Genomic DNA, 23,499 nt, shown 5'->3' with positions numbered 1-23,499 from the left:
TCAGCGGGCTGCCGCATTGTAGAACTGGTCGTTGTCAGCGGTGAGCAGTTGCGCCGCCAGCGCCTGTTGCTGCTGGTTGTCGCCGTGCTCCACGCCGGTGGCCTGCGGGTTCAGCCCCAGTTTGCGGAACAGGATGAGATCTTTGTCTTCCGCCGGGTTCGGCGTGGTCAGCAGTTTGCAGCCGTAGAAGATGGAGTTGGCCCCGGCCATAAAGCACATCGCCTGCGTCTGTTCGCTCATCTGCTCACGCCCGGCCGACAGCCGCACGTAGGAGGTCGGCATCATGATGCGCGCCACCGCGATGGTGCGGATAAAGTCAAACGGGTCGACATCGTCATTGTCCGCCAGCGGCGTGCCCTTGACCTTCACCAGCATGTTGATCGGCACGCTCTCCGGCGGGGTCGGCAGGTTGGCCAGCTGCATCAGCAGCCCGGCGCGGTCGCGCACGCTTTCACCCAGCCCGACGATACCGCCGGAACAGACTTTGATGCCCGCGCCGCGCACTTCTTCCAGCGTGTCCAGCCGCTCCTGGTAGCTGCGGGTGGTGATGATACTGCCGTAAAACTCCGGCGAGGTGTCGAGGTTATGGTTGTAGAAGTCCAGCCCCGCGTGCGCCAGCCGCTGCGCCTGTTCGCTGTTCAGGGTGCCGAGGGTCATGCAGGTTTCCATGCCCATCGCCTTCACGCCCTGCACCATCTGCTCCAGGTAGGGCATGTCGCGGTCATGCGGGTTTTTCCACGCCGCGCCCATGCAGAAGCGGGTCGAGCCGGCCGCTTTCGCCTGGCGTGCCGACTCCAGTACCTGGTCAACCTGCATCAGCCGCTCTGCTTCCAGCCCGGTTTTGTAGCGCGAACTTTGCGGGCAGTATTTGCAGTCTTCCGGGCAGGCACCGGTTTTGATCGACAACAAGGTGCTGACCTGCACCTGACGCGGGTCAAAATGCTGGCGGTGGATCTGTTGCGCTTCAAACATCAGCTCTAAAAAAGGCTTCTCAAACAGCGCCTGGGTGGTTTCCGGCGTCCAGTGAATACGTTGTGCCACGGCGGCATCTCCTTATCGGTGTTGTGGGCACAGTGTAAATAACGGCATCATGCTGTCAACCAAAAACAGATCACTTTAGTTTACGGTAAACCTTATGTAGACTTTGTGGTTTACCGCTTCAGCCGGAACTGTTTGATGACGCACGACGATCTTGCTTTTGACCAACGCCATATCTGGCACCCTTACACCTCCATGACGACCCCGCTGCCCTGCTACCCGGTGGTGTCCGCGCAGGGTGTGGAACTGACGCTGGCCGATGGCCGGACGCTGGTGGACGGCATGTCCTCCTGGTGGGCGGCCATCCACGGCTACAACCACCCGGCCCTGAACGCGGCGGCCACGGCGCAGCTAGGCCAGATGGCCCATGTGATGTTCGGCGGCATTACCCACCCGGCCGCCGTGGCGCTCTGCCGCCAGCTGGTGGCGATGACGCCGGCGGCGCTGGAGTGCGTGTTCCTGGCGGACTCCGGTTCCGTGGCAGTGGAAGTGGCGCTGAAGATGGCGATGCAATACTGGCAGGCACGCGGCGAACGGCGCCAGCGGGTGCTGACGCTGAAACGCGGTTACCACGGTGACACCTTCGGCGCGATGGCGGTGTGCGACCCGGAAAACTCGATGCACAGTTTGTATCAGGGCTACCTGCCGCATCACCTGTTCGCCGACGCGCCGCAGTGTGGGTTTGAGGAGGCGTGGGACGCCGCGGACATCGCGCCGTTTGAGCAGTTGCTGACGCAGCACGCCACGGAGATCGCCGCCGTGATCCTGGAGCCGGTGGTGCAAGGCGCAGGCGGGATGCGCATCTACCACCCTGACTACCTGAAGGCGGTGCGGGCATTGTGTGACCAGCACGGCATCCTGCTGATTGCCGATGAGATCGCCACCGGCTTTGGCCGCACCGGCAAACTGTTTGCCTGCGAACATGCCGGGATCACGCCGGATATCCTCTGCCTCGGCAAGGCGCTGACCGGCGGCTATATGACGCTCTCGGCCACACTGACCACCCGCCAGGTGGCGGAGACCATCAGCAACGGCGCGGCGGGCTGCTTTATGCATGGCCCGACGTTTATGGGCAACCCACTGGCCTGCGCGGTGGCCGGGGCGAGCCTGGCACTGCTGGCGGAGAACCGCTGGCAGGCGCAGGTCGCGGCGATTGAAACCCAGCTCAGGGCGGAACTGACGCCGCTGGCCGGGCACCCGGCGGTCGCCGCGGTGCGGGTGCTGGGGGCAATCGGCGTGGTGGAGCTGCATACGCCGGTCGACATGGCGCGGCTGCAACGCCACTTTGTGGAACAGGGCGTCTGGATCCGGCCGTTCGGCAAGCTGATTTACCTGATGCCGCCTTACATCATCACCCCGGAACAGCTGACGCGCCTGACCCGCGCCATCGCCTCCGCACTGGCCTGACGGCCTGAGGGAAGCCACTGCGCTTCCCCTTTTTTTGCCCTGCGTTCTACCCCGCCCCGCGCTGCTTCCGGCGCGTTTCCCCACCCTGTGCCCTGGTCACCGCATAAAATCCTAAGAACTCATGCCTATACTTAGGGATGGTGTTCCTTTTTCCGTGAACAGGAGTGAGTGATGAGTCAAAGCAACAGCGTAAACCGTCAACTGGTACTGGCATCACGCCCGCATGGCGCGCCCACCGCCGATAATTTCCGTCTGGAACAGCACCCGATCCCCGAGGCGGCAGAGGGTGAGCTGCTGCTGCGCACGGTCTACCTCTCGCTTGACCCGTATATGCGCGGCCGCATGAGCGATGCCCCGTCTTACGCCGCGCCGGTGGAAATCGGTGAGGTGATGACCGGCGGCGCCGTCTCGAAGGTGGTCACGTCGCGCCACCCGGATTTCCAGGAGGGCGACTGGGTGCTCGGCACCACCGGCTGGCAGGATTACAGCGTAATGCCGGGCGACAAGGTGCAGAAGCTGGCTGACCACATCGCGGATCATCCGTCGCTGGCGCTGGGCGTGCTCGGGATGCCGGGCTTCACCGCCTACATGGGGCTGCTGGACATCGGCAACCCGCAGCCGGGCGAAACCGTGGTGGTGGCCGCGGCCACCGGGCCGGTCGGCTCAATGGTCGGGCAGATCGCCAAACTCAAAGGCTGCCGTGCCATCGGCATCGCCGGCGGCGAAGAGAAGTGCCGTTACGCCCTGGAACAGTTCGGTTTTGACGCCTGCATCGACCACCGGGCCGACGATTTTGAGGCGCAACTGGCGGCCGCCTGCCCGGACGGCATTGACGTCTATTATGAGAATGTCGGCGGCAAGGTCTTTGACGCGGTGATGCCGCTGCTCAACAGCAAGGCGCGCATCCCGGTGTGCGGCGTGGTAGCCCACTATAACGCCACCGGCCTGCCGGACGGCCCGGACCGCCTGCCGCAACTGACGGGGCTTATCCTGCGCAAACGCCTGCGGATGCAAGGCTTCATCATTTTTGATGATTACGGCCACCGTTACCCGGAGTTCGCCGCGCAGATGGGCGAGTGGTTCAACGCGGGCAAAATTAATTTCCGTGAAGATATCACGGACGGGCTGGAGAACGCCCCGCAGGCGCTGATTGGCCTGCTGGAAGGCAAAAACTTCGGCAAAGTGGTGGTGCGCGTCGGGGATGATGCGTAAACCTGCCGCCACCTTACGTGAGGAGGAAAAATGAAAATTCTGATGGTTATGACGTCGCACGACCAGTTGGGTGATACCGGCAAAAAAACCGGCTTCTGGCTGGAGGAGTTCGCCGCACCCTATTATGAATTTATCGATGCGGGCGCAGAGGTCACCGTGGCGTCGCCCAAAGGCGGCCAGCCGCCGCTCGACCCGAAAAGCGATGAGCCGGACGCCCAGACCGCACACACTGAGCGCTTCCGCAAGGATGACAGCGCGCAGCAGGTGCTGGCGAATACCCTGACTCTGGACGCTGTCAATGCCAATGAGTATGACGCCGTGTTCTACCCCGGCGGCCACGGCCCGCTGTGGGATCTGGTGGATGACCGTAAATCGATCATGATCATCAACACCCTCTACGCGGCCGGGAAACCGGTGGCGGCAGTCTGCCATGCGCCGATTGTGCTGCGTAACGCCGAAAAACCGGACGGCACCCCGCTGGTGCAGGACAAGCGCGTCACCGGCTTCAGCAACAGTGAAGAGGACGCGGTGGGCCTGACCAAAATCGTGCCGTACCTGGTGGAAGATGAGCTGAAACGCATGGGCGGTGAGTACAGCAAAGAGGCGGACTGGAAAAGCTACGTGATCGACGATGGCCATCTGGTGACCGGCCAGAACCCCGGCTCCTCGGCGGCCACTGCACAGATGTTATTGAAAAAGCTGGACGTATAGGGTAGAGATCCCTGCCTGGGGCGGCACCGGTTGCCGCTTTTTACCACCTTGATTCAGGGGACGATATGGCATTTACATTACGCAGTAACGATCTGAAAGACGGCGACAAAATGCCGCAGCAGCAGGTCTTTAACGGCATGGGCTACAGCGGTGAGAACCTCTCCCCGCACCTGGCCTGGGACGGCGTGCCGGAAGGCACCAAAAGTTTCGCCATTACGGTCTACGATCCGGATGCCCCGACCGGCTCCGGCTGGTGGCACTGGGGCGTCGCCAACATCCCGGCCGACGTGCGTGAACTGGCGACCGGGGCCGGTTCCGGCAAAGGCGGCCTGCCTGAAGGCGCGGCGCAGACCCGCACCGACTTCGGCAAAGCCGGCTACGGCGGCGCTGCGCCGCCGAAAACCGAAACCCACCGCTACCAGTTCACCGTGCACGCGCTGGACGTTGACCACCTGGAGGTGGACGAGAACACCAGCGGCGCGATGCTCGGCTTCAACCTGCACCACCACAGCCTCGGCAAGGCGAGTTTAACGGTCACGTTTAACTGAGGTGCCTGCACCCATGTAAAAAGCCGGCCCCTGGGGGCCGGCTTTTTTATGCGGCAAAGAGGCCTTACTCAATCGACGAATATTGTTTGTCGAGATCCAGGATGGTGACCCACATCGGGCCCTGGCCGACGTCGTAACGGGCCAGCGTGCTCAGCGCGCCGGTCGCCTGATCGATTTTCGCCACTTCAATGCCGGCGGATTTCTGCCCGGCGGTGATCACGTACTGGCCGCTGTGGTCAATGTTGAAGCCGCGCGGCTGGGTTTCCGTCGGGTGGTGGCCTGCCAGCGTCAGCACGCTGCCGTCTTCCGACACCTGGAACACGCTCAGCAGGCTGGCGGTGCGGTCAGTGGTGTAGAGGAAACGGCCGTCCGGCGTGATGTGGATGTCCGCCGCCCAGCGGGTGTCGGCAAAATCGTCCGGCATCGCGTTGAGGGACTGCACCTGGCGGTAACCGCCCTGCCCGTCCTGCTGGTAGACGTCAACGCTGCTGTTCAGCTCGTTTACGCAGTACACCACGCGGTGGTTCGGGTGGAACGCCATGTGGCGCGGCCCGGCCCCTTCCGCTGCGGAAAGCGCTTCCGGCTGGTGCGGGGTGGCGGTGCCGTCCTGCGCCAGATCGAACAGGCGGATGCGGTCCTCTTTCAGGCAAGGGATCAGCAGCAACTGGTTGTCCGGTGAGATGTTGGCGGAGTGCGGGGCCTGCAGGTTTTCCAGCGTCTGGCTGGCGGCCTGCACCACGCCGTCATGGCCTATCGGGCTGATGCTGACGCAGTTGCCGCTGTAGGAGGCAGCAAACAGGAAGCGCCCCTGCAAATCCGTCTCCAGATGGGTGGGGCCGCCCGGCAGCGGGGCCATACCGGCCTGCTCCAGTTTACCGTCATCGGCGATACGGTAGCTCACCACGCCGAACGCCGGGCGCACGCCGACGTACAGGAAACGGTTGTCCGGGCGCAATACCATCGGCTGTACCTGGCCGGGTACGTCAACGGTTTGCAGCAGGGTGAGCGTGCCGTCACCGGCGAGTTGCCAGGCGTGGATCTGCTGGCTGTCCGGGCTGGCGACATAGACGACTTGCTTCATGGTCTCTCCTTTTACAGCTGCCGAAAACAGCAGCATGGGTGGCGTAAGTCAATGTACGGGGTCGGTAATCCTCTACCATAACCATTCAGCCCGCTGCCGCAAAGTGCCGTGTGCGTTTTCCCCATCCGGCGTTCGCGTGTACTATCTTCTGAACAGGCTGACTTTTATTCACTTTCGATAAAGAGACCCGCTATGACCTATCGCGTAATTGCGCTCGATCTCGACGGCACACTGCTTGACCGTCAAAAACGTATCCTCCCGGAATCTTTGAAGGCCATTCAGGCCGCCCGTGAACAGGGCGTGAAGGTGCTGGTAGTGACCGGCCGCCACCATGTCGCCATCCACCCGTTCTACCAGGCGCTGAAGCTCGATACCCCGGCCATCTGCTGTAACGGCACCTACCTGTATGACTACCAGAACAAAAAGGTGCTGGCGTCTGACCCACTACAGGAAGAGCTGGCGCAGGAGGTGATCACCATGCTGGATCACTCTAAGATTCACGGCATGTTGTATGTGGACAATGCGATGCTGTATGAGCGCCCGACCGATCATGTGCTGCGTTCACTGGCATGGGCGGAGACCCTGCCGGAAGCGCAGCGCCCCACCATTTTGCAGGTCAACAGCCTGCGTGAGGCAGCACAGGAAGCAGAGGCTATTTGGAAATTTGCCACCACCCACCCTGACCTGAAAGCGCTGAAAGCCTTTACCGTGGAGGTTGAGGAGCGGCTGGGGCTGGCGTGTGAATGGTCATGGCACGACCAGGTGGACGTCGCCAAAGGCGGCAACAGCAAAGGCAAACGCCTGCAGGAGTGGGTGGAGGCGCAGGGCATGACCATGAAGGATGTGCTGGCGTTTGGTGATAACTATAACGATCTCTCGATGCTGGAAACCGCCGGGCTGGGCGTGGCGATGGGCAACGCGGATGACTACATCAAAGAGCGCGCCGCCCGCGTGATTGGCACCAATGAGGAGCCGGGCATTGCGGACGTGATCACCAAAGAGATTTTGCAGTAACCGTTTCCCCGCCCTGATGGGCGGGGAGCATTTCCACCTGTGGCCGCCTTATGGTTTATCTTGCGAGGCGAGCAGCCCAATCATTTTTTTAGAAAACTCACCAAATTCGCTGTCCTGGTAAGCCACCCACCGTTTTCCGATAATAAAGGCGGGGGTGCCATTGATTTTATAATAGGCGGTGACTGCTTTCATATAATCGAGCGCGTCGGCCACCTCCGCTGAGGCTTCGGCCTGGCGATAGGTTTCAACATTAATCCCGTTTTTGGTTAACCATGCATTAAATTGCTGTATATCAGAGGTATTTAATTGCTGATTAATCACCGCATCATAGAGTGCCGCCCGGTGTTGTTTTTCAATACCCATGACATTAAGTGTGGCGAAAACACGGGCTGAACCGGAAAGCCAGTTGCCTGACCCATCATTAATATGTAAATAGACCACTTTTTTACCTGCAGGCATGTTCGCTTCAAGGGCTTGCACGTCATTTGATGACTGCTGGCAAAAGTGGCAGGCATAAGAGAAGACTTCAATAATGGCATTCTCGTCACGTACCGGTGAGTTAGCCGCCCCCTCTTCCCCCTTATCAACCAGCATTTCCTGTTGGCCGCCACTCAGCACGAATTTCTCAATCCACATCGTGGTACACCAAGAAGAAATGCCGATCACCAGCAGGGTATACGCCAGAAAATAAAGAATATTCTTTTTGTTTATCATTGCTTACTCTCATCCGGGAGCAGGCCCGGCCATCGCCGGCCCTGCGGGTATCAACAACGTATAAAAATTAATGGGGCTGGCTGTCGCGGTAAAACAGCCATAAATATAAACCTGAACAGACAGCCGCCGCCGGAAATAATAACCCGGCGCACCCCAGGTCATATCGGGCGCTGAGCATACAGCACTATTCCTAATAGTGTAAAATTAATATCGCTAAACATTATTATTATAATCTTTAATTCATTCACGTATTTTATTGGTCATTGGAAATATATAATAGGCAGGTATTAATTGACCGCCAGGGTTTATCACCCTCACGCGCTTTATTTATTGGGGCGTTATTTTTGATAATAAAGAAAATAACCCCCTATTCCTGCCCTGCTGCGCGACAGGGCAACAGGCGGGGAATCACGGCAAGAAACGGGGGCAGCCGGTGGGCGACGTCAGCCCCCCGCCGATGCCCTAACCAGAAATCGACACGCTTTTGATCTGCGCGTAGAGCCACATACCGGGCTTAATCAGCAACTCGTCCCGCGCCCAGGGGGAGATGCGCGCCCAGAGCACCTGATCGCCCACCGCCAGTTTGACTTCAACCTGATCGCTGACCTCCAGGCACTCCAGCACTTTGGCGCGCAGGATATTGCGGATGCTGCTGCCGGTGGGCGGTTGCAGCGCCAGCGAGACATCAGCGGCTTGGATGCGGATGCGCAGCGGCGACTCTGCCGCCGCCTCAACCCGGTTGACCCACAGGTGCTGGTCGCCGAGGCTCAGGGCGCTCATCGCGTAACGCGGGTGGTGCTCCAGCACCGTGACCGGCAGCACGCTGCTCTGCTCCTCTTTCGGCAGCCACGGCCGCAGCGCGCTGCTGGCCCACACCTCCTCCAGCGGCCCGACGGCGCGCACCTGCCCCTGATCGAGCATCAGCACGTTCTGCGCCAGCCGCAGCAGTTCATCCATGCTGTGGGTGACGTAGAGCACCGGCAATTTGACGTCCCGCACCAGCCGCTCCAGATAGGGCATCAGCTCACGTTTTCGCGGCAGATCCAGGGAAGCCAGCGGCTCATCCATCAGCAGCATCTCCGGCCCGGTCAGCAGCGCCCGGCCAATCGCCACCCGCTGCTTTTCACCGCCGGACAGGGTATTCGGGTGCCGATCCAGCAGCGGCTCAATACCGAGCAGCGCCACCACCGTGTCGAACTGCCCGCGCTGGGCGGGCGGCATACCGTAGGTCAGGTTGCCGCGAACCCGGTAGTGCGGGAACAGCCGCGCATCCTGGAACACGTAACCGATGCGGCGTTTTTCCGGCGGCAGCCACTGGTTGGCGGCGGTGTCCACCAGCACGCGGCCGTTAAGCCGGATGTGGCCGCTATCGGGCCGCGTCAGGCCGCCAATCACATTGATCAGCGAGGTTTTGCCCGCGCCGGAAAGGCCAAAGATGGCGGTGATCCCCTGCGCAGGCAGCGTGGCCTGCACCGACAACGCCAGATCGCCGAGCTGTTGCGTTATATCGAGTTCCAGCATCAGGCCCCCAACCGCCGTTGGCTCCAGCGCGCCAGCCACTCCGAGAGCAGCAGCGCGCCCAGTGACAGCACAATCGCAATCACACAAAGCCGCGCCGCCGCCGCTTCTGCGCCCGGCGTTTCAATCAGGGTGTACATCGCCAGCGGCAGGGTGCGGGTCTCCCCCGGAATATTGGAGACGAAGGTGATGGTCGCGCCGAACTCACCCAGCGAACGGGCGAAGGCCAGCACCGCGCCGACAATGATGCCCGGCAGCGACAGCGGCAAGGTCAGGGTGAAAAAGACCCGCCAGGGTGACGCGCCCAGCGTGCGCGCCGCCTGCTCCAGGCGCAGGTCGATGGCTTCCAGCGCCAGCCGGATGGCGCGCACCATCAGCGGGAACGCGACCACCGCCGAGGCCAGCGCCGCGCCGCGCCAGCTGAAACTGAAGCTGATGCCGAAGGTGTCATACAGCCAGCCGCCAATCAGCCCGCGTCGCCCCAGGCCAATCAGCAGCAAATAGCCGATGACCACCGGCGGCAGTACCAGCGGCAGGTGGATCAGGCTGTCGAGCAGGGCTTTGCCGGGAAAACGGCAGCGCACCAGCACCCAGGCCATCAGGATGCCGAACGGCAGGCTGCACAGCACCGCCACGCCCGCCACCTGTAAACTCAGCAGCACCGCCTGCCACTCATACGCGCTTATGATCATCAGTGTGAAGTCGATCCGTTCTGGGTGGGCGCAAGCCCGCCTTGTGTTGGGGTGAAACCATAATGTGTGAAGACTGCCGCCGCCTGCGGCCCTTTCAGATAATCATAGAAGGCGCTGACCGCGGCTGTCTGGTGATCTTTCACCATTGCCATCGGGTATTCCACCGGCTTGTGGCTGTCGGCCGGGAAGGTGCCCGCGACCTTTACTTTATCACTGACCACCGCGTCAGAACCGTAGACGATGCCGTAAGGCGCTTCGCCGCGCTCCACCAGCGCCATCGCCGCGCGCACATTATTGGCACGCGCCAGTTTCGGCTCCAGCGCCGCCCAGGCCCCGAGCGACTGCAACGCCTCTTTGGCATATATCCCCGCCGGGACGTGGTCCGGGTCACCCACGGCCAGCCGTTCCCCCGCCAGCAGTGATGTCCAGTTGGTCTGCTTATTCAGCGTGACCTTCGCGGCACCGGCTTTCGCCGGGGCAATCAGCACCAGATCATTGCCCAGCAGGGTGTAACGGCTTGAGGGGATGATCTGCTGTTTCGCCGCCGCGTAATCCATCCATTGCTGGTCAGCTGAGATAAAGAGATCCGCCGGGGCGCCCTGCTCAATCTGCCGCGCCAGCACTGACGAGGAGGCGTACGAGGAGACGATCTCCACCGGGTGGGTTTTCTGGTAATCCAGCGCGATATCCTGCAACGCGTTGGTCAGCGACGCGGCAGCAAACACGGTGATTTTCTCCGCCGCCTGCGCCTGGGAAGTCAGGGCAGAGAGCAGTGTCAGGGTAAGCAGGCTTTTTTTGGTCAGCAAGGGCATCAGGACAGTCTCCGGGTTACGTTATATAGCAAAGGATATAACGTCGTGACAAACCTTGTCATTCGGTTTATCGGCCGCAAAAAACAGAACTTGATGGGCGGCATAAAAAAGCCCGGCACAAGGGCCGGGCGGGGTCATACGGGGCGTTAGTGGCGGGCGCCGGCCTGTGTGTTGCCGTTGCGGCTCTCTTTAGGATGCCCGATCTTCGAGAAGACGTTGAACACCGACCCCAGGCCATAAATCAGGCCGAGGATAATCGCCATCACCACCGGCACCATCACGATGGCAAATACCAGACTCTCTAACAATTCCAACATTTTCGCCTCACTTAGCTGTGCGTTATGCGGCACATGCCGCGCGCGTCATGCACCGATAATAGCAATGATTGCGCGCCGGGGCGTTAGCAATTCACCAACCGCCGCGGTTTGCCTCACTGCCTTCAATCAGCGACAATCCTTTTTTCCTCTTCCGCTGCTGGATGACGACATGCACGCTGACATTTTGCTGACCCTGAAACTTGACCAACACCTGTTTGCCGACCCGCGCCGCATCGCCCTGCTGAAGCAGGTGCAGGCCACCGGCTCCATCAGCCAGGGGGCGAAACTGGCGGGCATCAGCTACAAGAGCGCCTGGGATGCGATCAATGAGATGAACCAGCTGGGCGAACAAACGCTGGTGGAGCGCGCCACCGGCGGCAAAGGCGGCGGCGGGGCCACGCTGACGCGTTACGGCCGGCGGCTGATCCAACTCTATGACCTGCTGACCCAGATTCAGCAAAAAGCGTTTGATGTGCTCAACGATGACGCCCTGCCGCTCGACAGCCTGCTGGCGGCGGTGGCGCGTGTCTCGTTGCAGACCAGCGCCCGTAACCAGTTTTTCGCCACCGTGGTCGATCGCGGCCACCAGCATGTGCAGCAACAGGTGCAGTTGCTGCTGGCGGACGGGCAGACCCGGTTGCTGGCGGCCTTGACGGAGCAGAGCGCCGACCGGTTGCAGTTGCAGCCGGGCAAAGAGGTGCTGGCGCTGATCAAAGCGCCGTGGGTAACGCTGGCGGCAGCCGGGGCGCCCGCCCCGGCCGGCAGCAACCAGTTTGCGTGCGTGGTCAGCAGCCTCAATCCCGGCCAGGAGAACAGCGAAGTGCTGCTGACCTTTGCCGGTGAGGAGACGCTGTGCGCCACGGTGCCGAACGTGCAGGTTGCCGCGCTGGCGCTGGCACCGGGCCTGGCGGTGGCCGCGCAGGTGCAACCGGATCAGGTGATTATTGCCACGCTGTGCTGATTGCTTTTATTTATCAGATAGTTGCATTTTCAGCGTTAACAGTTTGCAGATTTGTCAATTGACTTCACCCGGACAGCCGCTTATCCCTAACCCAAACTGGTTGCACAAAAAGGGATACCACCATGTCGTCATTGCAGATTACGCAAGGCCTGTTCCGCCTGAGCGATACCCGCACCCTTCACCTGCCGGATCTGCGCCTGAACGCCGGGGAGAGCTGGGCGTTTGTCGGGGCCAACGGCAGCGGCAAATCGGCGCTGGCCCGCGCGCTGGCCGGGGAGCTGGTGCAACTGGCCGGCTCCCGCCACAGCGACTTCACCCGGGTTGCCCGCCTCTCCTTCGAACAGCTGCAAAAGCTGGTGAGCGAAGAGTGGCAGCGTAACAACACTGACCTGCTGAGCGCCGATGAGGATGACACCGGCCGCACCACCGCCGACATCATTCAGGAAAACCACCGCGACCCGGCGCGCTGTGCGGCGCTGGCGGCACAATTCGGCATTACGCCGCTGCTGGGCCGCCGCTTCAAATACCTCTCTACCGGCGAAACACGCAAAACGTTGCTGTGCCAGGCCCTGATGGCCGCCCCGGACCTGCTGATCCTTGACGAGCCGTTTGACGGGCTGGATGTGACGTCACGCGGCCAGCTGGCTGCGCTGCTCGGTACGCTGTCGCAACAGGGCATTACGCTGGTGCTGGTGCTGAACCGCTTTGATGAGATCCCGGCGTTTATCGCGCAGGTCGGGGTATTGGCCGACTGCCACCTCACCACCACCGGCCCCCGCGCAGAGGTGATGTCTCAGGCGCTGGTGGCGCAACTGGCGCACAGTGAGCAGCTGGCGGGGCTGGCCCTGCCGGAGACCGAGGAGCCGCAGCGCCGCCCCACCCTGCCGCCGGATCAGCCGCGGATTGTGCTGCGCCACGGCGTGGTGTCCTATAACGACCGCCCGATCCTCAACGGCCTCGACTGGCAGGTGAACCCCGGCGAGCACTGGCAGATTGTCGGGCCGAACGGGGCGGGCAAATCCACGCTGCTGAGCCTCGTCACCGGCGACCACCCGCAGGGCTACAGCAACGACTTAACGCTGTTCGGCCGCCGGCGCGGCAGCGGGGAAACCATCTGGGACATCAAAAAGCATATCGGCTACGTCAGCAGCAGCCTGCATCTGGAGTATCGCGTCAGCGCCAGCGTGCGTACGGTGATCCTCTCCGGCTTCTTTGACTCCATCGGCATCTATCAGGCGGCGTCCGACCGCCAGCAACAGCTGACCCAGCAATGGCTGGCGCTGCTCGGCCTGGACGGCGCAGCGGCCGAGGCGCCGTTCCACAGCCTCTCCTGGGGGCAACAGCGGCTGGCGCTGATTGCCCGCGCGCTGGTGAAACACCCGGCACTGCTGATCCTCGACGAGCCGTTACAGGGGCTGGACCCGCTGAACCGCCAGCTGGTACGCCGCTGGATCGATGTGCTGATTGGCGAAGGGGATACGCAACTGCTGTTTGTGTCACACCACGCGGAAGACGCGCCGCAGTGCATTACCCACCGGCTCAGTTTTGTGCCGGACGGCGGCAGCTACCGCTACCCGATTGAGCCACTCTGACGCATAAGGGGCATGCCTGCCCCGTTGCCCTGTTCAGGCTGCCCGCCAAGTGGAAGCGATTACACTTCACGGCAGCCATGCTGTTCCGCCCATCACGTCGCTTAACGCCTGATGCCCGCCCCACGCTTTTTCAGCCAAACACCTGCTGCTTTTTCACCGGGGCTTATGCTAGGCTTTCCGGTGTAAGCGATTCCATTTTTAAAGCCTGGATCACCTTTTCCTGCGCGCGCCCATGCTATCTTTCAGCAGATTTTGCGACAGAAAAGCGCGAGCCGTGATGGCTGGAAGTGGAAGCGATTACAGCTCGTGCGCCGGCAGGCGGTGCTCCCTGTTGCTGTTCCCTGTTATGCCCCTGGGCCAGATGCCCTGATGGCGACCCTCAGGGCCGTTCGGATTAAGGAAGGTTTACGTTATGTCGATTTTTAACCCGGTTGATCATCCGCATCGCCGTTACAACCCGCTGACCGATCAATGGATCCTGGTCTCCCCACACCGTGCCAAACGCCCGTGGCAAGGCCAGCAGGAATCCCCGGCGCTGGAAACGTTACCGAGCCATGATCCCGATTGTTTCCTCTGCCCCGGCAACACCCGCGTCACCGGCGATGTGAACCCGGATTACCCGGACACCTATGTGTTCACCAATGACTTTGCCGCGCTGATGCCGGACACCCCGGCCGCGCCGGAGAGTGAAGACCCGCTGATGCGCTGCCAGGGCGCACGCGGCACCAGCCGGGTGATCTGCTTCTCGCCTGACCACAGCAAAACCCTGCCGCAGCTTTCGCTGGAGGCGCTGGAGGCGGTGGTGAAAACCTGGCAGGAACAGAGTGCTGAGCTGGGCAAAACCTACCCGTGGGTGCAGGTGTTTGAGAACAAAGGCGCGGCGATGGGCTGTTCCAACCCGCACCCGCACGGCCAGGTGTGGGCCAACAGCTTCCTGCCGAATGAGGCGGAGCGCGAAGACCGGTTGCAGCGTGATTACCTGCAACAGTACGGCTCCCCGATGCTGGTGGATTATGTGCAGCGTGAGCTGGCCGACGGCAGCCGCACGGTGGTTGAGACACAACACTGGCTGGCGGTGGTGCCCTACTGGGCGGCGTGGCCGTTCGAAACCCTGCTGTTGCCGAAAGCCGCCGTGCTGCGCCTGACTGACCTCACGGACGACCAGCGGCGCGATCTGGCGCTGGCGCTGAAAAAACTCACCAGCCGTTATGACAACCTGTTCCAGTGCTCCTTCCCCTACTCGATGGGCTGGCACGGCGCGCCGTTTACCGACGGCGACCACGCGCACTGGCAGCTGCACGCCCACTTCTATCCGCCGCTGTTGCGCTCTGCATCAGTGCGCAAATTTATGGTCGGGTACGAGATGCTGGCAGAAACCCAGCGTGACCTGACCGCTGAACAGGCCGCTGAGCGTCTGCGTGCCGTCAGTGACATCCATTACCGTGACGCGGAGTGATTCCATGAGCCTTAACACCACAACCCAACAGATTTTCGAGCAGACGTTCGGTTACCCGGCGGCGCTGACCGTCAAGGCCCCCGGCCGCGTCAACCTGATCGGTGAGCATACCGACTATAACGACGGCTTCGTGCTGCCGTGCGCCATCGACTATGAAACGGTGATCAGCTGCGCCAAACGTGACGATCACCAGATCCGCGTGGTGGCGGTGGATTATGACAACCAGCAGGACCAGTTCTCCCTCGACGCACCGATCCTCAGCAGTGACGACCTGCCGTGGGCCAACTATGTGCGCGGGGTGGTGAAACACCTGCATCAGCGCAGCCCCGGTTTTGGCGGGGCTGACCTGGTGATCAGCGGCAATGTGCCGCAGGGCGCGGGCCTGAGCTCCTCCGCCTCACTGGAAGTGGCGGTCGGCCAGGCGATGCAGGCGCTGTATAACCTGCCGCTGGATGGCGTGGCCCTGGCGCTGAACGGCCAGGAGGCGGAAAACCAGTTCGTCGGCTGCAACTGCGGCATCATGGACCAACTGATCTCCGCGCTCGGCAAGCAGGATCACGCGCTGCTGATCGACTGCCGCTCGCTGGAGACCCGCGCCGTGCCGATGCCGGACAACGTCTCGGTGGTGATCATCAACTCCAACGTCAAACGCGGGCTGGTAGGCAGCGAATACAACACCCGCCGCGAACAGTGCGAAGTGGCCGCGCGCTTCTTCGGCGTCAAAGCCCTGCGTGACGTTAACCCGGACATCTTCTTCCCGATTGCCGACGAGCTTGACCCGGTGGTATCACGGCGCGCACGCCACGTGATCACCGAGAACAACCGCACGCTGGCCGCAGCAGATGCGCTGGCCGCCGGCGACCTGAAGAAAATGGGCCAGCTGATGGCGGAATCCCATGCGTCTATGCGTGACGATTTCGAGATCACCGTGCCGCCTATCGACGCGCTGGTCGAGATGGTGAAAGGGGTGATTGGCGAGCGCGGCGGTGTGCGTATGACCGGCGGCGGCTTCGGCGGCTGTGTGGTGGCGCTGATGCCGAGCGAGCTGGTGGACGACGTCAAAGCCACGGTAGCACGTGAGTATCAGGCCAAAACCGGGCTGAAAGAGACCTTCTACGTCTGCCGTGCGATGCAGGGGGCAAGCGTATGCTGAACCAGACCCCGGCACCGGACGGCCAGCCGTTCCGCCTGCATACCCTGCGCAATGCCCAGGGGATGACCATGACCTTTATGGACTGGGGCGCGACCTGGCTCTCCGCCGTGCTGCCGCTGGCAGACGGTACGGAACGCGAACTGCTGCTGGGCTGTGCATCCACCGATCGCTACCCGGTGCAGGAGGCCTATCTGGGCGCGACCGTGGGGCGTTACGCCAACCGCATCGCCAATGCGCAGTTGCAGCATGACGGCAAAACCTTCCCGCTTGCCGCCAACCAGGGCGCACACCAGCTGCACGGCGGCCCGGAAGGCTTCCATGCCCGTCGCTGGCTCTGCCTGGAGGCGGATGAGAAACAGCTGCGTTACCAGATCCAGTCGCCGGACGGCGACCAGGGCTTCCCCGGCAACCTCACCGCCACCGTGACGTACCGGCTGACCGACGATAACCGGCTGGAGATTGAGTACGCCGCCACCGTGGACCAGCCCTGCCCGGTGAACCTGACCAACCACGCCTACTTCAACCTGGACGGCGAAGGCACGGATGTGCGCCGCCACCGGTTGCAGCTCTTTGCTGACCGTTTCCTGCCGGTCGACAGCGAAGGCATCCCGAGTGCCGGCCTGACCGACGTGGACAATACCGGTATGGACTTCCGCCAGCCTAAAACCCTGGCACAGGATTTCCTGAAAGACCGTGACCAGCAGCGGGTGAAAGGGTATGACCACGCCTACCTGCTGCGCCGTTCCAGCGGCGCGCTGGATTGCCCGGCCGCGCACCTCTGGTCGTCGGACGACAAGGTCAGGCTGAGTGTCTTCACCACCGCCCCGGCGTTACAGCTCTACAGCGGTAACTACCTGAGCGGCGTGCCGAACCGCAGCGGCGGCAGCTATGCCGCGTACGCCGGTGTGGCGCTGGAGAGTGAATTCCTGCCTGACAGCCCGGCCCACCCGGAGTGGCCGCAGCCTGACTGCTGGCTCGCCCCCGGCAAAACGTACCGCGCGACCACGGTGTACCAGTTCTTCGCGCAGTAATGCCTGTTCTGACGGGAGCGTTGCTCCCGTTTTTTTTCGTGTCTTTTCAGCAACAAAATGTGAGAACCGGCACACTCCCCGCTGAAATCCCGCCTTGCTCCCGTTCTGCCCTCTACGCTTAAAGCAGTGTCCCGTTTACCGCTCAAGGAGTGTTTATGCGTATTGCGTTCTATGGCTGTGCCTTTGCCCTGCTGTTTGCCGGCAATGCGCTGGCTGCCGGCCACTCGTCCGCCGTGCCCTCTTCGGTGCTGCGCGACCCTGAGCAGCAAAAAATGACCGACTGCGAGCAGCAGGCCACCATGCAATCGCTCAAAGGGGAAGACCGGAAAAAATTCATGAGCCAATGCCTGCCTGCGCAGGTCAACCCAGCGAAAGAACTCACCCCGCACCAGTTAAAAATGCAGGCCTGTAACCAGGACGCCGACAAGCAGGATATCACCGGCGATGCACGCAAAACCTTTATGAGTCAGTGCCTGTCCAGGCATTGATAACCGCTGAAAATGCCGGGACGCGCCCCTGCCGGCCGCGCCCCACCCCGCGTTTCATTTTCTTTGTGCCCTAAATTTCGTTATGGTGTAGGTCAACAGATTGTCCCCGCCAATGGGTTGGTGGAAAAAGACGCGGGCGACCGCGGCACAATCCGATTGTCGGCGTGATGGTCAGGCAATATAATGATAATTGTTATCATTAAAAATCAGGAAATTAAGGAGTTTAGCTATGGCTGTAACGAAGCTGGTGCTGGTGAGACATGGTGAAAGTGAGTGGAACAAAGAGAACCGCTTCACAGGCTGGAAAGATGTCGATCTTTCTGAAAAAGGCCGCACCGAAGCCAAGCAGGCAGGTCAGTTGCTGAAACAGGAAGGCTTCCATTTTGATTTTGCTTACACCTCGGTACTGAAACGTGCCATCCACACCCTGTGGAACATCCTGGATGAGCTGGACCAGCCGTGGCTGCCGGTGGAGAAATCCTGGAAACTAAACGAGCGCCACTATGGGGCGTTGCAGGGCCTGGATAAAGCAGAAACCGCGCAGAAATATGGCGACGAGCAGGTTAAACAGTGGCGCCGCGGCTTTGCCGTGACCCCGCCGGAACTGACCAAAGATGACGAGCGTTTCCCTGGCCACGACCCGCGCTACGCGAAACTGCGTGCTGATGAACTGCCGACCACCGAAAGCCTGGCGCTGACCATCGATCGCGTTATCCCTTACTGGACTGACGAGATCAAACCGCGCCTCGAAAGCGGTGAGCGTGTGATCATCGCTGCCCACGGTAACTCCCTGCGTGCGCTGGTGAAATACCTGGACAACATGAGCGAAGAGGAAATCCTCGAGCTGAACATCCCGACCGGCGTGCCGCTGGTGTATGAGTTCGACGAAAACTTCAAGCCGATCAAACACTACTACCTGGGCAATGCTGACGAGATCGCAGCAAAAGCCGCGGCCGTGGCCAACCAGGGTAAAGCGAAATAATTTTCTGACGCGAAAGGCATTTTTCTGCCGCAATCATGCAGAAATAAAAGCAGTCACGCAGAAACAAAAACGGAGCCTTTCGGCTCCGTTTTTTTATGCCTGCGGTTTAGCCGCGGCGCGCCTGAACGGCGGCAGCCAACTGGCGCAGCACGGCGTCGGTGTCGTCCCAGCCAATGCAGGCATCCGTCACGCTCTGGCCATAGACCAGCGGTTCGCCGCTCTCCAGGCTCTGGTTGCCTTCCACCAGATGGCTCTCAATCATCACGCCCATGATGCTTGCGTCACCCCCGGCAATCTGCCCGCTGACATCGGTCGCCACGTCCAGCTGCTTTTTGAACTGCTTGCTGCTGTTGGCGTGGCTGAAGTCGATCATGATGCGTGGCGGCAGGCCCGCTTTCTCCAGCCCGGCTTTCACCTCACTGACGTGTGCCGCGCTGTAGTTCGGCTCTTTGCCGCCGCGCAGGATGATGTGGCAGTCGGCATTACCGCTGGTGTTAACGATCGCGGAGTGGCCCCATTTGGTGACCGACAGGAAGCAGTGCGGCGCCCCGGCGGCGTTGATGGCATCAATCGCCACTTTGATCGTGCCGTCGGTACCGTTTTTGAAGCCCACCGGGCAGGAGAGGCCGGACGCCAGCTCGCGGTGCACCTGGGATTCCGTGGTGCGCGCGCCGATGGCCCCCCAGCTCATCAGGTCTGCCAGGTATTGCGGGGTGATCATATCCAGGAACTCACCGGCTGCCGGCAGGCCGGTGTCGTTAATCTCCAGCAACAATTTACGTGCCAGACGCAGGCCGTCATTAATCTGAAAACTGCCGTCCATCTGCGGGTCATTGATCAGCCCTTTCCAGCCCACGGTGGTACGCGGTTTTTCAAAATAGACGCGCATGACGATTTCCAGCGAATCCTTTAACTCTTCACGCAACGCCAGCAAACGGCCGGCATACTCTTTAGCCGCCTCCGGGTCATGGATGGAGCAGGGGCCAATCACCACCAGCAGACGATCGTCATTACCTTTCAGGATCTTATGGATAGCGCTGCGTGCGTGTGACACCGTTTCAGCCGCTTTGTCAGTGGCGGGAAATTTCTCTAACAGGGCAACCGGCGGCAGGAGTTCATTAATTTCTTTAATGCGTAAATCGTCGTTTTGATAATTCATAGCTGATCCATTCGGTATTCAAGAGGTGCGCACGCGGCATATCCGGATAAATTTATCGTCTCTGCCTGCGGCTGTAAACATAATTTAACACCCTCATTTTCCGAATGTCTGATTGATAACTGAAAATTATAATCTAGGCTTAAAGTATGCATGTAACAAAGCAATCCCCGCAGGCCACCGGCTTGCAACCCCGGTTTTCCCGGCGCGCCCGGCTAAGACGTTAGCCGAAAGCTCACTGTCCACAGTGTTTCAGATCGGTAGTGTTTCAGGATGGTGAAAACGCAGTGCAAGGGCCAATGATGGCCCGGCGGTCTGCCTTCGATGTTTCACTTAATCAGACTCACAGCATCATAAAATGGAGAAAACGTTATGAAAAAGCTCGCAGTGATTTTTCTGACCGCAACCATGGCTTTCGGTAGTGGCGCAGCGCTGGCTGCTGGTTCTTCTTCTGACAGCGGCTCTTCCTCGTCGAATAACGGCATGTCCAACCAGTCTGACGGCCCAGGTGCCAAAGAGAACCTGCCGCCGTCCAACGTGGACAACAGCCAGATTAATACCGGCTCCACTGACACCAGCGGCAATACCAGCATCGATAAAAGCAGCGGTGATCAGGGCAGCGGCGATACCAGCACCGCGACCGGCAGCACCGATGCCAATGAAGCGCATAAAGACACCATTTGTAAAGATGGCCGTTGCCCGGACCAGACCCCAGGGTCCCCTGAGGCTGACGCCACCTCCAAATAACCGGCTGTACCGTGCCGGTGACGTATCCTGCGGGGGGCCATGCCCCCTGTTTTCTTTTTTCCACCGCCCTTCTTTCCCCCCTTGCAACCTGCCCCGCTTAGGTTATGCTAACTTCCTATGTAACCCTCTGATATTCTTTGTTTTGTTATAACATGACATTCGTTGGCGGTGAGGTCAGCCCGTCATTTATTATAGGAATCTGTATGCCGCATTCTCATCATCACTCTCATGCCGGCCCGGAGACGGGCAACAGCAAGCGCCTGCTGTGGGCGTTTCTGGTGACAGCCGGGTTTATGGTCGCGGAAGTGATCGGCGGGCTGCTCTCCGGCTCACTGGCCCTGCTGGCGGATGCCGGCCATATGCTGACCGACTCTGCGGCGCTGCTGATGGCGCTGCTGGCGGTGCGTTTCGCCCAGCGCAAACCCAATGCGCGCCACACCTTCGGTTACCTGCGGCTCACCACGATGGCGGCCTTTGTCAATGCTGCCGCCCTGCTGGTGATTGTGCTGCTGATCCTCTGGGAAGCGATCCAACGTTTTCTGACGCCACAGCCGGTGCTGGGCGGCACCATGATGGTCATTGCGGTGGCCGGGCTTATCGCCAACCTGGTGTCATTCTGGCTGCTGCACCGCGGCGAAGAGGAAGCCAATATCAACGTGCGGGCCGCGGCGCTGCATGTGCTGGGGGATCTGCTGGGGTCAGTGGGGGCGATTGTGGGGGCGCTGATCATTCTCTACACCGGCTGGACGCCGATCGACCCTATCCTGTCGGTGCTGGTCTCCTGCCTGGTGTTGCGCAGCGCCTGGGGGCTGCTGAAAGAGAGTTTCCATGAGCTGCTGGAAGGCACGCCGCATGAGATCGATATCGCGGCACTGCAAAAAGATCTCTGCGGCAATATTCCTGAAGTGCGCAATGTGCACCACGTGCACGTCTGGCAGATTGGTGAACAACGGCTGATGACCCTGCATGTGCAGGTGATCCCGCCCCATCACCATGATGCGCTGCTGCACAGCATTCAGCACTACCTGCTGGACCACTACAACATTGGCCATGCCACGATTCAGATGGAGTACCAGCATTGCGACACGCCGGACTGCCTGATTAACGAGGCACCCGCCGCACAGGCGCATGCGCATCACCACCATCACTGACAAAAAAGCCACCGCAAGGTGGCTTTTTTTGGCGCTTACGCCGGGCTTTTCAGCGGTTTTTTCAGCCCGGCGGCAAAAGCCAGCATCCGGTTCAGCGGCTTCAGCGCCTGCTCACGCAACGCCGGGGCAACCTGGATCTCATGCTGCGCCCCACCCTGCTCCAGCGCGGCAGAGAGCGCCTGCAGGCCGTTCATCGCCATCCATGGGCAATGTGCACAGCTGCGGCAGCTCGCGCCTTCCCCGGCGGTCGGCGCTTCGAACAACTCTTTCTCCGGGCAGGCCTGCTGCATTTTGTAGAAGATGCCGCGATCGGTCGCGACAATCAGCTTTTGCTGCGGCAGCCGCTGGGCGGCCTGAATCAGCTGGCTGGTAGAGCCGACGGCATCCGCCATTGCCACCACGGCCTGCGGGGATTCCGGGTGCACCAGAATCGCCGCATCAGGGTGCAGCGCTTTCATCCGGCTCAGGGCCTGGGTTTTAAACTCATCATGCACGATGCAGGCGCCCTGCCAGCAGAGCACATCAGCCCCGGTCTGCTTGCGGACGTAATTGCCCAGATGCCGGTCAGGCGCCCAGAGGATCTTCTGCCCCAGGCTGTCGAGGTGCTCAATCAGTTCTACCGCGATGCTGGACGTCACCACCCAGTCGGCCCGCGCTTTAACGGCGGCAGAGGTATTGGCGTAGACCACCACGGTGCGGTCGGGATGCTGATCGCAAAAGGCGGCAAAGGCGTCATCGGGGCAGCCGAGGTCCAGCGAGCACTCTGCCTGTAGCGTCGGCATCAACACCCGTTTTTCCGGGTTAAGGATTTTAGCCGTTTCCCCCATAAACCGGACACCCGCAACCAGTAACGTCGTGGCCGGATGCTGGCTGCCGAAACGCGCCATCTCCAGCGAATCGGCAATGCAACCGCCGCTCTCTTCCGCCAGGGCCTGGATTTCCGGGTCGGTGTAATAGTGCGCCACCAGCACGGCATTTTGCTGTTTCAGCTGCGCCTTGATCTTTTCGCGATACGCTTGCTTTTGCGCCGCGGTCAACGGGGCAGGCTTGGGCGGAAACGGGTAAACATCCACATGTAAATCCAGCACGTCGCTCATGTCACTCTCTCAGGTCAGGCCGCACTATGGCGAACCGTCGCCTGCGTGCTTGCGTTTTATATGCTAAACAAAATAGCGGATAAAAAGCCTGATGTCGCTGGGAATCGCATCAACGATGGTGAAATTGTTTAGGGGAGTGATTTTGAAAGGGTAAAAATGGGGAAATACGGGTTTGACTCGCCCTTCGGGCAACGCTGCGCGTTGTCGTCTCGCTTCGCTCGGCTCGAACCTGCGACCCAATGATTAAAAGCCAACTGCTCTAGCTAACGATTTGCCAGGGATTTAATGGTGAATCTAATTCGATGGTTGTTCTTACAGGATTGAAGTGCTGAGAGATGATGGTGGGTCGTGCAGGATTGACCCGGCCTCTGGCCTCGCCCTTCGGGCAACGCTGCGCGTTGTCGTCTCGCTTCGCTCGGCTCGAACCTGCGACCCATTGATTAAAAGTCAACTGCTCTACCCACTGAGCTAACGATTTGTCAGAGGTGGAGATTTTTTTGAATGATTTTTTTGATGATGGAGATTACAGAATCGAGATGCTTTGAAATGATGGTGGGTCGTGCAGGATTCGAACCTGCGACCAATTGATTAAAAGTCAACTGCTCTACCAACTGAGCTAAC

Annotated in this window: 23 protein-coding genes and 2 other RNA genes; 14 read left to right on the top strand and 11 right to left on the bottom strand. The window is 60.6% G+C overall.

From position 1 onward, the window contains the following. Complete coding sequence (gene bioB, locus CYR52_RS13160; RefSeq protein ID WP_072926153.1) at nt 1-1,041, bottom strand: biotin synthase BioB; 1,041 nt, start codon at nt 1,039-1,041, stop codon at nt 1-3. 135 nt (nt 1,042-1,176) lie between these two features. Here bioB and bioA point away from each other — a divergent pair, with 135 nt between their 5' ends. The 4 genes from bioA to CYR52_RS13140 all read left to right on the top strand — a co-directional run bounded on the left by bioA (nt 1,177) and on the right by CYR52_RS13140 (nt 4,916). Then, nucleotides 1,177-2,445: an adenosylmethionine--8-amino-7-oxononanoate transaminase gene (gene bioA, locus CYR52_RS13155; protein WP_101828736.1), complete on the top strand. Its 1,269-nt coding sequence runs from the start codon at nt 1,177-1,179 to the stop codon at nt 2,443-2,445. Nucleotides 2,446-2,616: 171 nt separating this feature from the next. Next, nucleotides 2,617-3,657, top strand: a complete 1,041-nt coding sequence (locus CYR52_RS13150) for an NADP-dependent oxidoreductase (protein ID WP_072926157.1) — start codon at nt 2,617-2,619, stop codon at nt 3,655-3,657. Between the two features lie 30 nt (nt 3,658-3,687). Further along, nucleotides 3,688-4,368: a type 1 glutamine amidotransferase domain-containing protein gene (locus CYR52_RS13145; protein WP_072926159.1), complete on the top strand. Its 681-nt coding sequence runs from the start codon at nt 3,688-3,690 to the stop codon at nt 4,366-4,368. A 65-nt stretch (nt 4,369-4,433) separates the two neighbouring features. Beyond that, nucleotides 4,434-4,916: a kinase inhibitor gene (locus CYR52_RS13140; protein WP_072926161.1), complete on the top strand. Its 483-nt coding sequence runs from the start codon at nt 4,434-4,436 to the stop codon at nt 4,914-4,916. A gap of 64 nt (nt 4,917-4,980) precedes the next feature. Here CYR52_RS13140 and pgl read toward each other — a convergent pair whose 3' ends face one another. Then, nucleotides 4,981-5,997, bottom strand: coding sequence for a 6-phosphogluconolactonase (gene pgl / locus CYR52_RS13135; protein WP_101828735.1), 1,017 nt, complete (start codon nt 5,995-5,997; stop codon nt 4,981-4,983). A 192-nt stretch (nt 5,998-6,189) separates the two neighbouring features. Between pgl and CYR52_RS13130 the strand changes: the two genes are divergently transcribed. Continuing rightward, entirely contained in the window at nt 6,190-7,011 is an 822-nt protein-coding gene (locus CYR52_RS13130) for a pyridoxal phosphatase (RefSeq protein WP_101828734.1), read from the top strand. Between the two features lie 48 nt (nt 7,012-7,059). Here CYR52_RS13130 and CYR52_RS13125 read toward each other — a convergent pair whose 3' ends face one another. From CYR52_RS13125 to CYR52_RS13105, 5 genes are all read right to left on the bottom strand, one after another. Continuing rightward, a complete protein-coding gene (locus CYR52_RS13125) occupies nt 7,060-7,725 on the bottom strand; it encodes a DsbA family protein (protein ID WP_101828733.1) in 666 nt (221 codons plus the stop codon). Between the two features lie 462 nt (nt 7,726-8,187). Continuing rightward, on the bottom strand, nt 8,188-9,246 hold the full coding sequence (gene modC / locus CYR52_RS13120; protein WP_101828732.1) for a molybdenum ABC transporter ATP-binding protein ModC: 1,059 nt from the start codon (nt 9,244-9,246) through the stop codon (nt 8,188-8,190). Next, a complete protein-coding gene (gene modB, locus CYR52_RS13115; protein ID WP_072926170.1) occupies nt 9,246-9,935 on the bottom strand; it encodes a molybdate ABC transporter permease subunit in 690 nt (229 codons plus the stop codon). The genes modC and modB overlap by 1 nt, the downstream gene beginning before the upstream one ends. Next, nucleotides 9,935-10,747: a molybdate ABC transporter substrate-binding protein gene (modA, locus tag CYR52_RS13110; RefSeq protein WP_072926172.1), complete on the bottom strand. Its 813-nt coding sequence runs from the start codon at nt 10,745-10,747 to the stop codon at nt 9,935-9,937. Before modA ends, modB begins: the two co-directional genes overlap by 1 nt. Before the next feature lie 146 nt (nt 10,748-10,893). Beyond that, nucleotides 10,894-11,064 carry an AcrZ family multidrug efflux pump-associated protein gene (locus CYR52_RS13105; RefSeq protein ID WP_072926173.1) on the bottom strand — a complete coding sequence of 57 codons (171 nt, stop codon included), beginning with the start codon at nt 11,062-11,064 and terminating at the stop codon, nt 10,894-10,896. Nucleotides 11,065-11,233: 169 nt separating this feature from the next. On the opposite strand from CYR52_RS13105, the gene modE reads away from it, so the two are divergent. The 7 genes from modE to gpmA all read left to right on the top strand — a co-directional run bounded on the left by modE (nt 11,234) and on the right by gpmA (nt 18,727). Then, nucleotides 11,234-12,025 (top strand): molybdenum-dependent transcriptional regulator, encoded by a 792-nt coding sequence (gene modE, locus CYR52_RS13100; RefSeq protein ID WP_101828731.1) that lies wholly within the window; start codon nt 11,234-11,236, stop codon nt 12,023-12,025. Nucleotides 12,026-12,147: 122 nt separating this feature from the next. Further along, a complete protein-coding gene (modF, locus tag CYR52_RS13095; protein ID WP_101828730.1) occupies nt 12,148-13,617 on the top strand; it encodes a molybdate ABC transporter ATP-binding protein ModF in 1,470 nt (489 codons plus the stop codon). Nucleotides 13,618-14,029: 412 nt separating this feature from the next. Further along, nucleotides 14,030-15,073: a galactose-1-phosphate uridylyltransferase gene (gene galT / locus CYR52_RS13090; RefSeq protein WP_072926178.1), complete on the top strand. Its 1,044-nt coding sequence runs from the start codon at nt 14,030-14,032 to the stop codon at nt 15,071-15,073. A 4-nt stretch (nt 15,074-15,077) separates the two neighbouring features. Continuing rightward, nucleotides 15,078-16,226, top strand: coding sequence for a galactokinase (galK, locus tag CYR52_RS13085; RefSeq protein WP_101828729.1), 1,149 nt, complete (start codon nt 15,078-15,080; stop codon nt 16,224-16,226). Then, complete coding sequence (galM, locus tag CYR52_RS13080) at nt 16,220-17,257, top strand: galactose-1-epimerase (protein ID WP_072926181.1); 1,038 nt, start codon at nt 16,220-16,222, stop codon at nt 17,255-17,257. Before galK ends, galM begins: the two co-directional genes overlap by 7 nt. A gap of 155 nt (nt 17,258-17,412) precedes the next feature. After that, nucleotides 17,413-17,745: a PsiF family protein gene (locus tag CYR52_RS13075; protein WP_101828728.1), complete on the top strand. Its 333-nt coding sequence runs from the start codon at nt 17,413-17,415 to the stop codon at nt 17,743-17,745. Between the two features lie 229 nt (nt 17,746-17,974). Further along, the gene (gene gpmA, locus CYR52_RS13070; protein ID WP_072926185.1) at nt 17,975-18,727 is read left to right on the top strand and encodes a 2,3-diphosphoglycerate-dependent phosphoglycerate mutase; all 753 of its coding nucleotides are present in this window, start codon (nt 17,975-17,977) and stop codon (nt 18,725-18,727) included. 106 nt (nt 18,728-18,833) lie between these two features. Here the strand turns inward: gpmA and aroG are convergent, their stop codons facing one another. Then, nucleotides 18,834-19,886, bottom strand: coding sequence for a 3-deoxy-7-phosphoheptulonate synthase AroG (gene aroG, locus CYR52_RS13065; RefSeq protein ID WP_072926186.1), 1,053 nt, complete (start codon nt 19,884-19,886; stop codon nt 18,834-18,836). Between the two features lie 369 nt (nt 19,887-20,255). Here aroG and CYR52_RS13060 point away from each other — a divergent pair, with 369 nt between their 5' ends. Further along, complete coding sequence (locus CYR52_RS13060) at nt 20,256-20,630, top strand: protein YbgS (RefSeq protein ID WP_072926188.1); 375 nt, start codon at nt 20,256-20,258, stop codon at nt 20,628-20,630. 203 nt (nt 20,631-20,833) lie between these two features. After that, complete coding sequence (gene zitB / locus CYR52_RS13055; protein ID WP_101828727.1) at nt 20,834-21,781, top strand: CDF family zinc transporter ZitB; 948 nt, start codon at nt 20,834-20,836, stop codon at nt 21,779-21,781. Between the two features lie 35 nt (nt 21,782-21,816). Here the strand turns inward: zitB and nadA are convergent, their stop codons facing one another. The 3 genes from nadA to CYR52_RS22670 all read right to left on the bottom strand — a co-directional run bounded on the left by nadA (nt 21,817) and on the right by CYR52_RS22670 (nt 23,349). Next, complete coding sequence (gene nadA / locus CYR52_RS13050; protein WP_101828726.1) at nt 21,817-22,878, bottom strand: quinolinate synthase NadA; 1,062 nt, start codon at nt 22,876-22,878, stop codon at nt 21,817-21,819. 145 nt (nt 22,879-23,023) lie between these two features. Then, nucleotides 23,024-23,149, bottom strand: a non-coding RNA gene (locus CYR52_RS13045) — RtT sRNA. Between the two features lie 68 nt (nt 23,150-23,217). Next, a non-coding RNA gene (locus tag CYR52_RS22670) (RtT sRNA) lies at nt 23,218-23,349 on the bottom strand. Nucleotides 23,350-23,499 lie beyond the last annotated feature (150 nt).

It is taken from the genome of Chimaeribacter arupi, assembly GCF_002858805.1.
GTDB classification, from domain to species: domain Bacteria; phylum Pseudomonadota; class Gammaproteobacteria; order Enterobacterales; family Enterobacteriaceae; genus Chimaeribacter; species Chimaeribacter arupi.
This window is presented reverse-complemented; position numbering and strand designations above follow the sequence as displayed.

Excerpts from the sequence above, each read along its gene's own strand:
- modF (WP_101828730.1), top strand. The coding sequence starts at position 12,148 with ATGTCGTCATTGCAGATTACGCAAGGCCTGTTCCGCCTGAGCGATACC.
- CYR52_RS13125 (WP_101828733.1), bottom strand. The coding sequence starts at position 7,725 with ATGATAAACAAAAAGAATATTCTTTATTTTCTGGCGTATACCCTGCTG.
- gpmA (WP_072926185.1), top strand. The coding sequence starts at position 17,975 with ATGGCTGTAACGAAGCTGGTGCTGGTGAGACATGGTGAAAGTGAGTGG.
- bioA (WP_101828736.1), top strand. The coding sequence starts at position 1,177 with ATGACGCACGACGATCTTGCTTTTGACCAACGCCATATCTGGCACCCT.
- modA (WP_072926172.1), bottom strand. The coding sequence starts at position 10,747 with ATGCCCTTGCTGACCAAAAAAAGCCTGCTTACCCTGACACTGCTCTCT.
- CYR52_RS13145 (WP_072926159.1), top strand. The coding sequence starts at position 3,688 with ATGAAAATTCTGATGGTTATGACGTCGCACGACCAGTTGGGTGATACC.
- galM (WP_072926181.1), top strand. The coding sequence starts at position 16,220 with ATGCTGAACCAGACCCCGGCACCGGACGGCCAGCCGTTCCGCCTGCAT.
- modB (WP_072926170.1), bottom strand. The coding sequence starts at position 9,935 with ATGATCATAAGCGCGTATGAGTGGCAGGCGGTGCTGCTGAGTTTACAG.
- pgl (WP_101828735.1), bottom strand. The coding sequence starts at position 5,997 with ATGAAGCAAGTCGTCTATGTCGCCAGCCCGGACAGCCAGCAGATCCAC.
- aroG (WP_072926186.1), bottom strand. The coding sequence starts at position 19,886 with ATGAATTATCAAAACGACGATTTACGCATTAAAGAAATTAATGAACTC.
- CYR52_RS13130 (WP_101828734.1), top strand. The coding sequence starts at position 6,190 with ATGACCTATCGCGTAATTGCGCTCGATCTCGACGGCACACTGCTTGAC.
- modE (WP_101828731.1), top strand. The coding sequence starts at position 11,234 with ATGCACGCTGACATTTTGCTGACCCTGAAACTTGACCAACACCTGTTT.
- nadA (WP_101828726.1), bottom strand. The coding sequence starts at position 22,878 with ATGAGCGACGTGCTGGATTTACATGTGGATGTTTACCCGTTTCCGCCC.
- CYR52_RS13060 (WP_072926188.1), top strand. The coding sequence starts at position 20,256 with ATGAAAAAGCTCGCAGTGATTTTTCTGACCGCAACCATGGCTTTCGGT.
- galK (WP_101828729.1), top strand. The coding sequence starts at position 15,078 with ATGAGCCTTAACACCACAACCCAACAGATTTTCGAGCAGACGTTCGGT.
- CYR52_RS13150 (WP_072926157.1), top strand. The coding sequence starts at position 2,617 with ATGAGTCAAAGCAACAGCGTAAACCGTCAACTGGTACTGGCATCACGC.
- modC (WP_101828732.1), bottom strand. The coding sequence starts at position 9,246 with ATGCTGGAACTCGATATAACGCAACAGCTCGGCGATCTGGCGTTGTCG.
- CYR52_RS13075 (WP_101828728.1), top strand. The coding sequence starts at position 17,413 with ATGCGTATTGCGTTCTATGGCTGTGCCTTTGCCCTGCTGTTTGCCGGC.
- zitB (WP_101828727.1), top strand. The coding sequence starts at position 20,834 with ATGCCGCATTCTCATCATCACTCTCATGCCGGCCCGGAGACGGGCAAC.
- CYR52_RS13105 (WP_072926173.1), bottom strand. The coding sequence starts at position 11,064 with ATGTTGGAATTGTTAGAGAGTCTGGTATTTGCCATCGTGATGGTGCCG.
- CYR52_RS13140 (WP_072926161.1), top strand. The coding sequence starts at position 4,434 with ATGGCATTTACATTACGCAGTAACGATCTGAAAGACGGCGACAAAATG.
- galT (WP_072926178.1), top strand. The coding sequence starts at position 14,030 with ATGTCGATTTTTAACCCGGTTGATCATCCGCATCGCCGTTACAACCCG.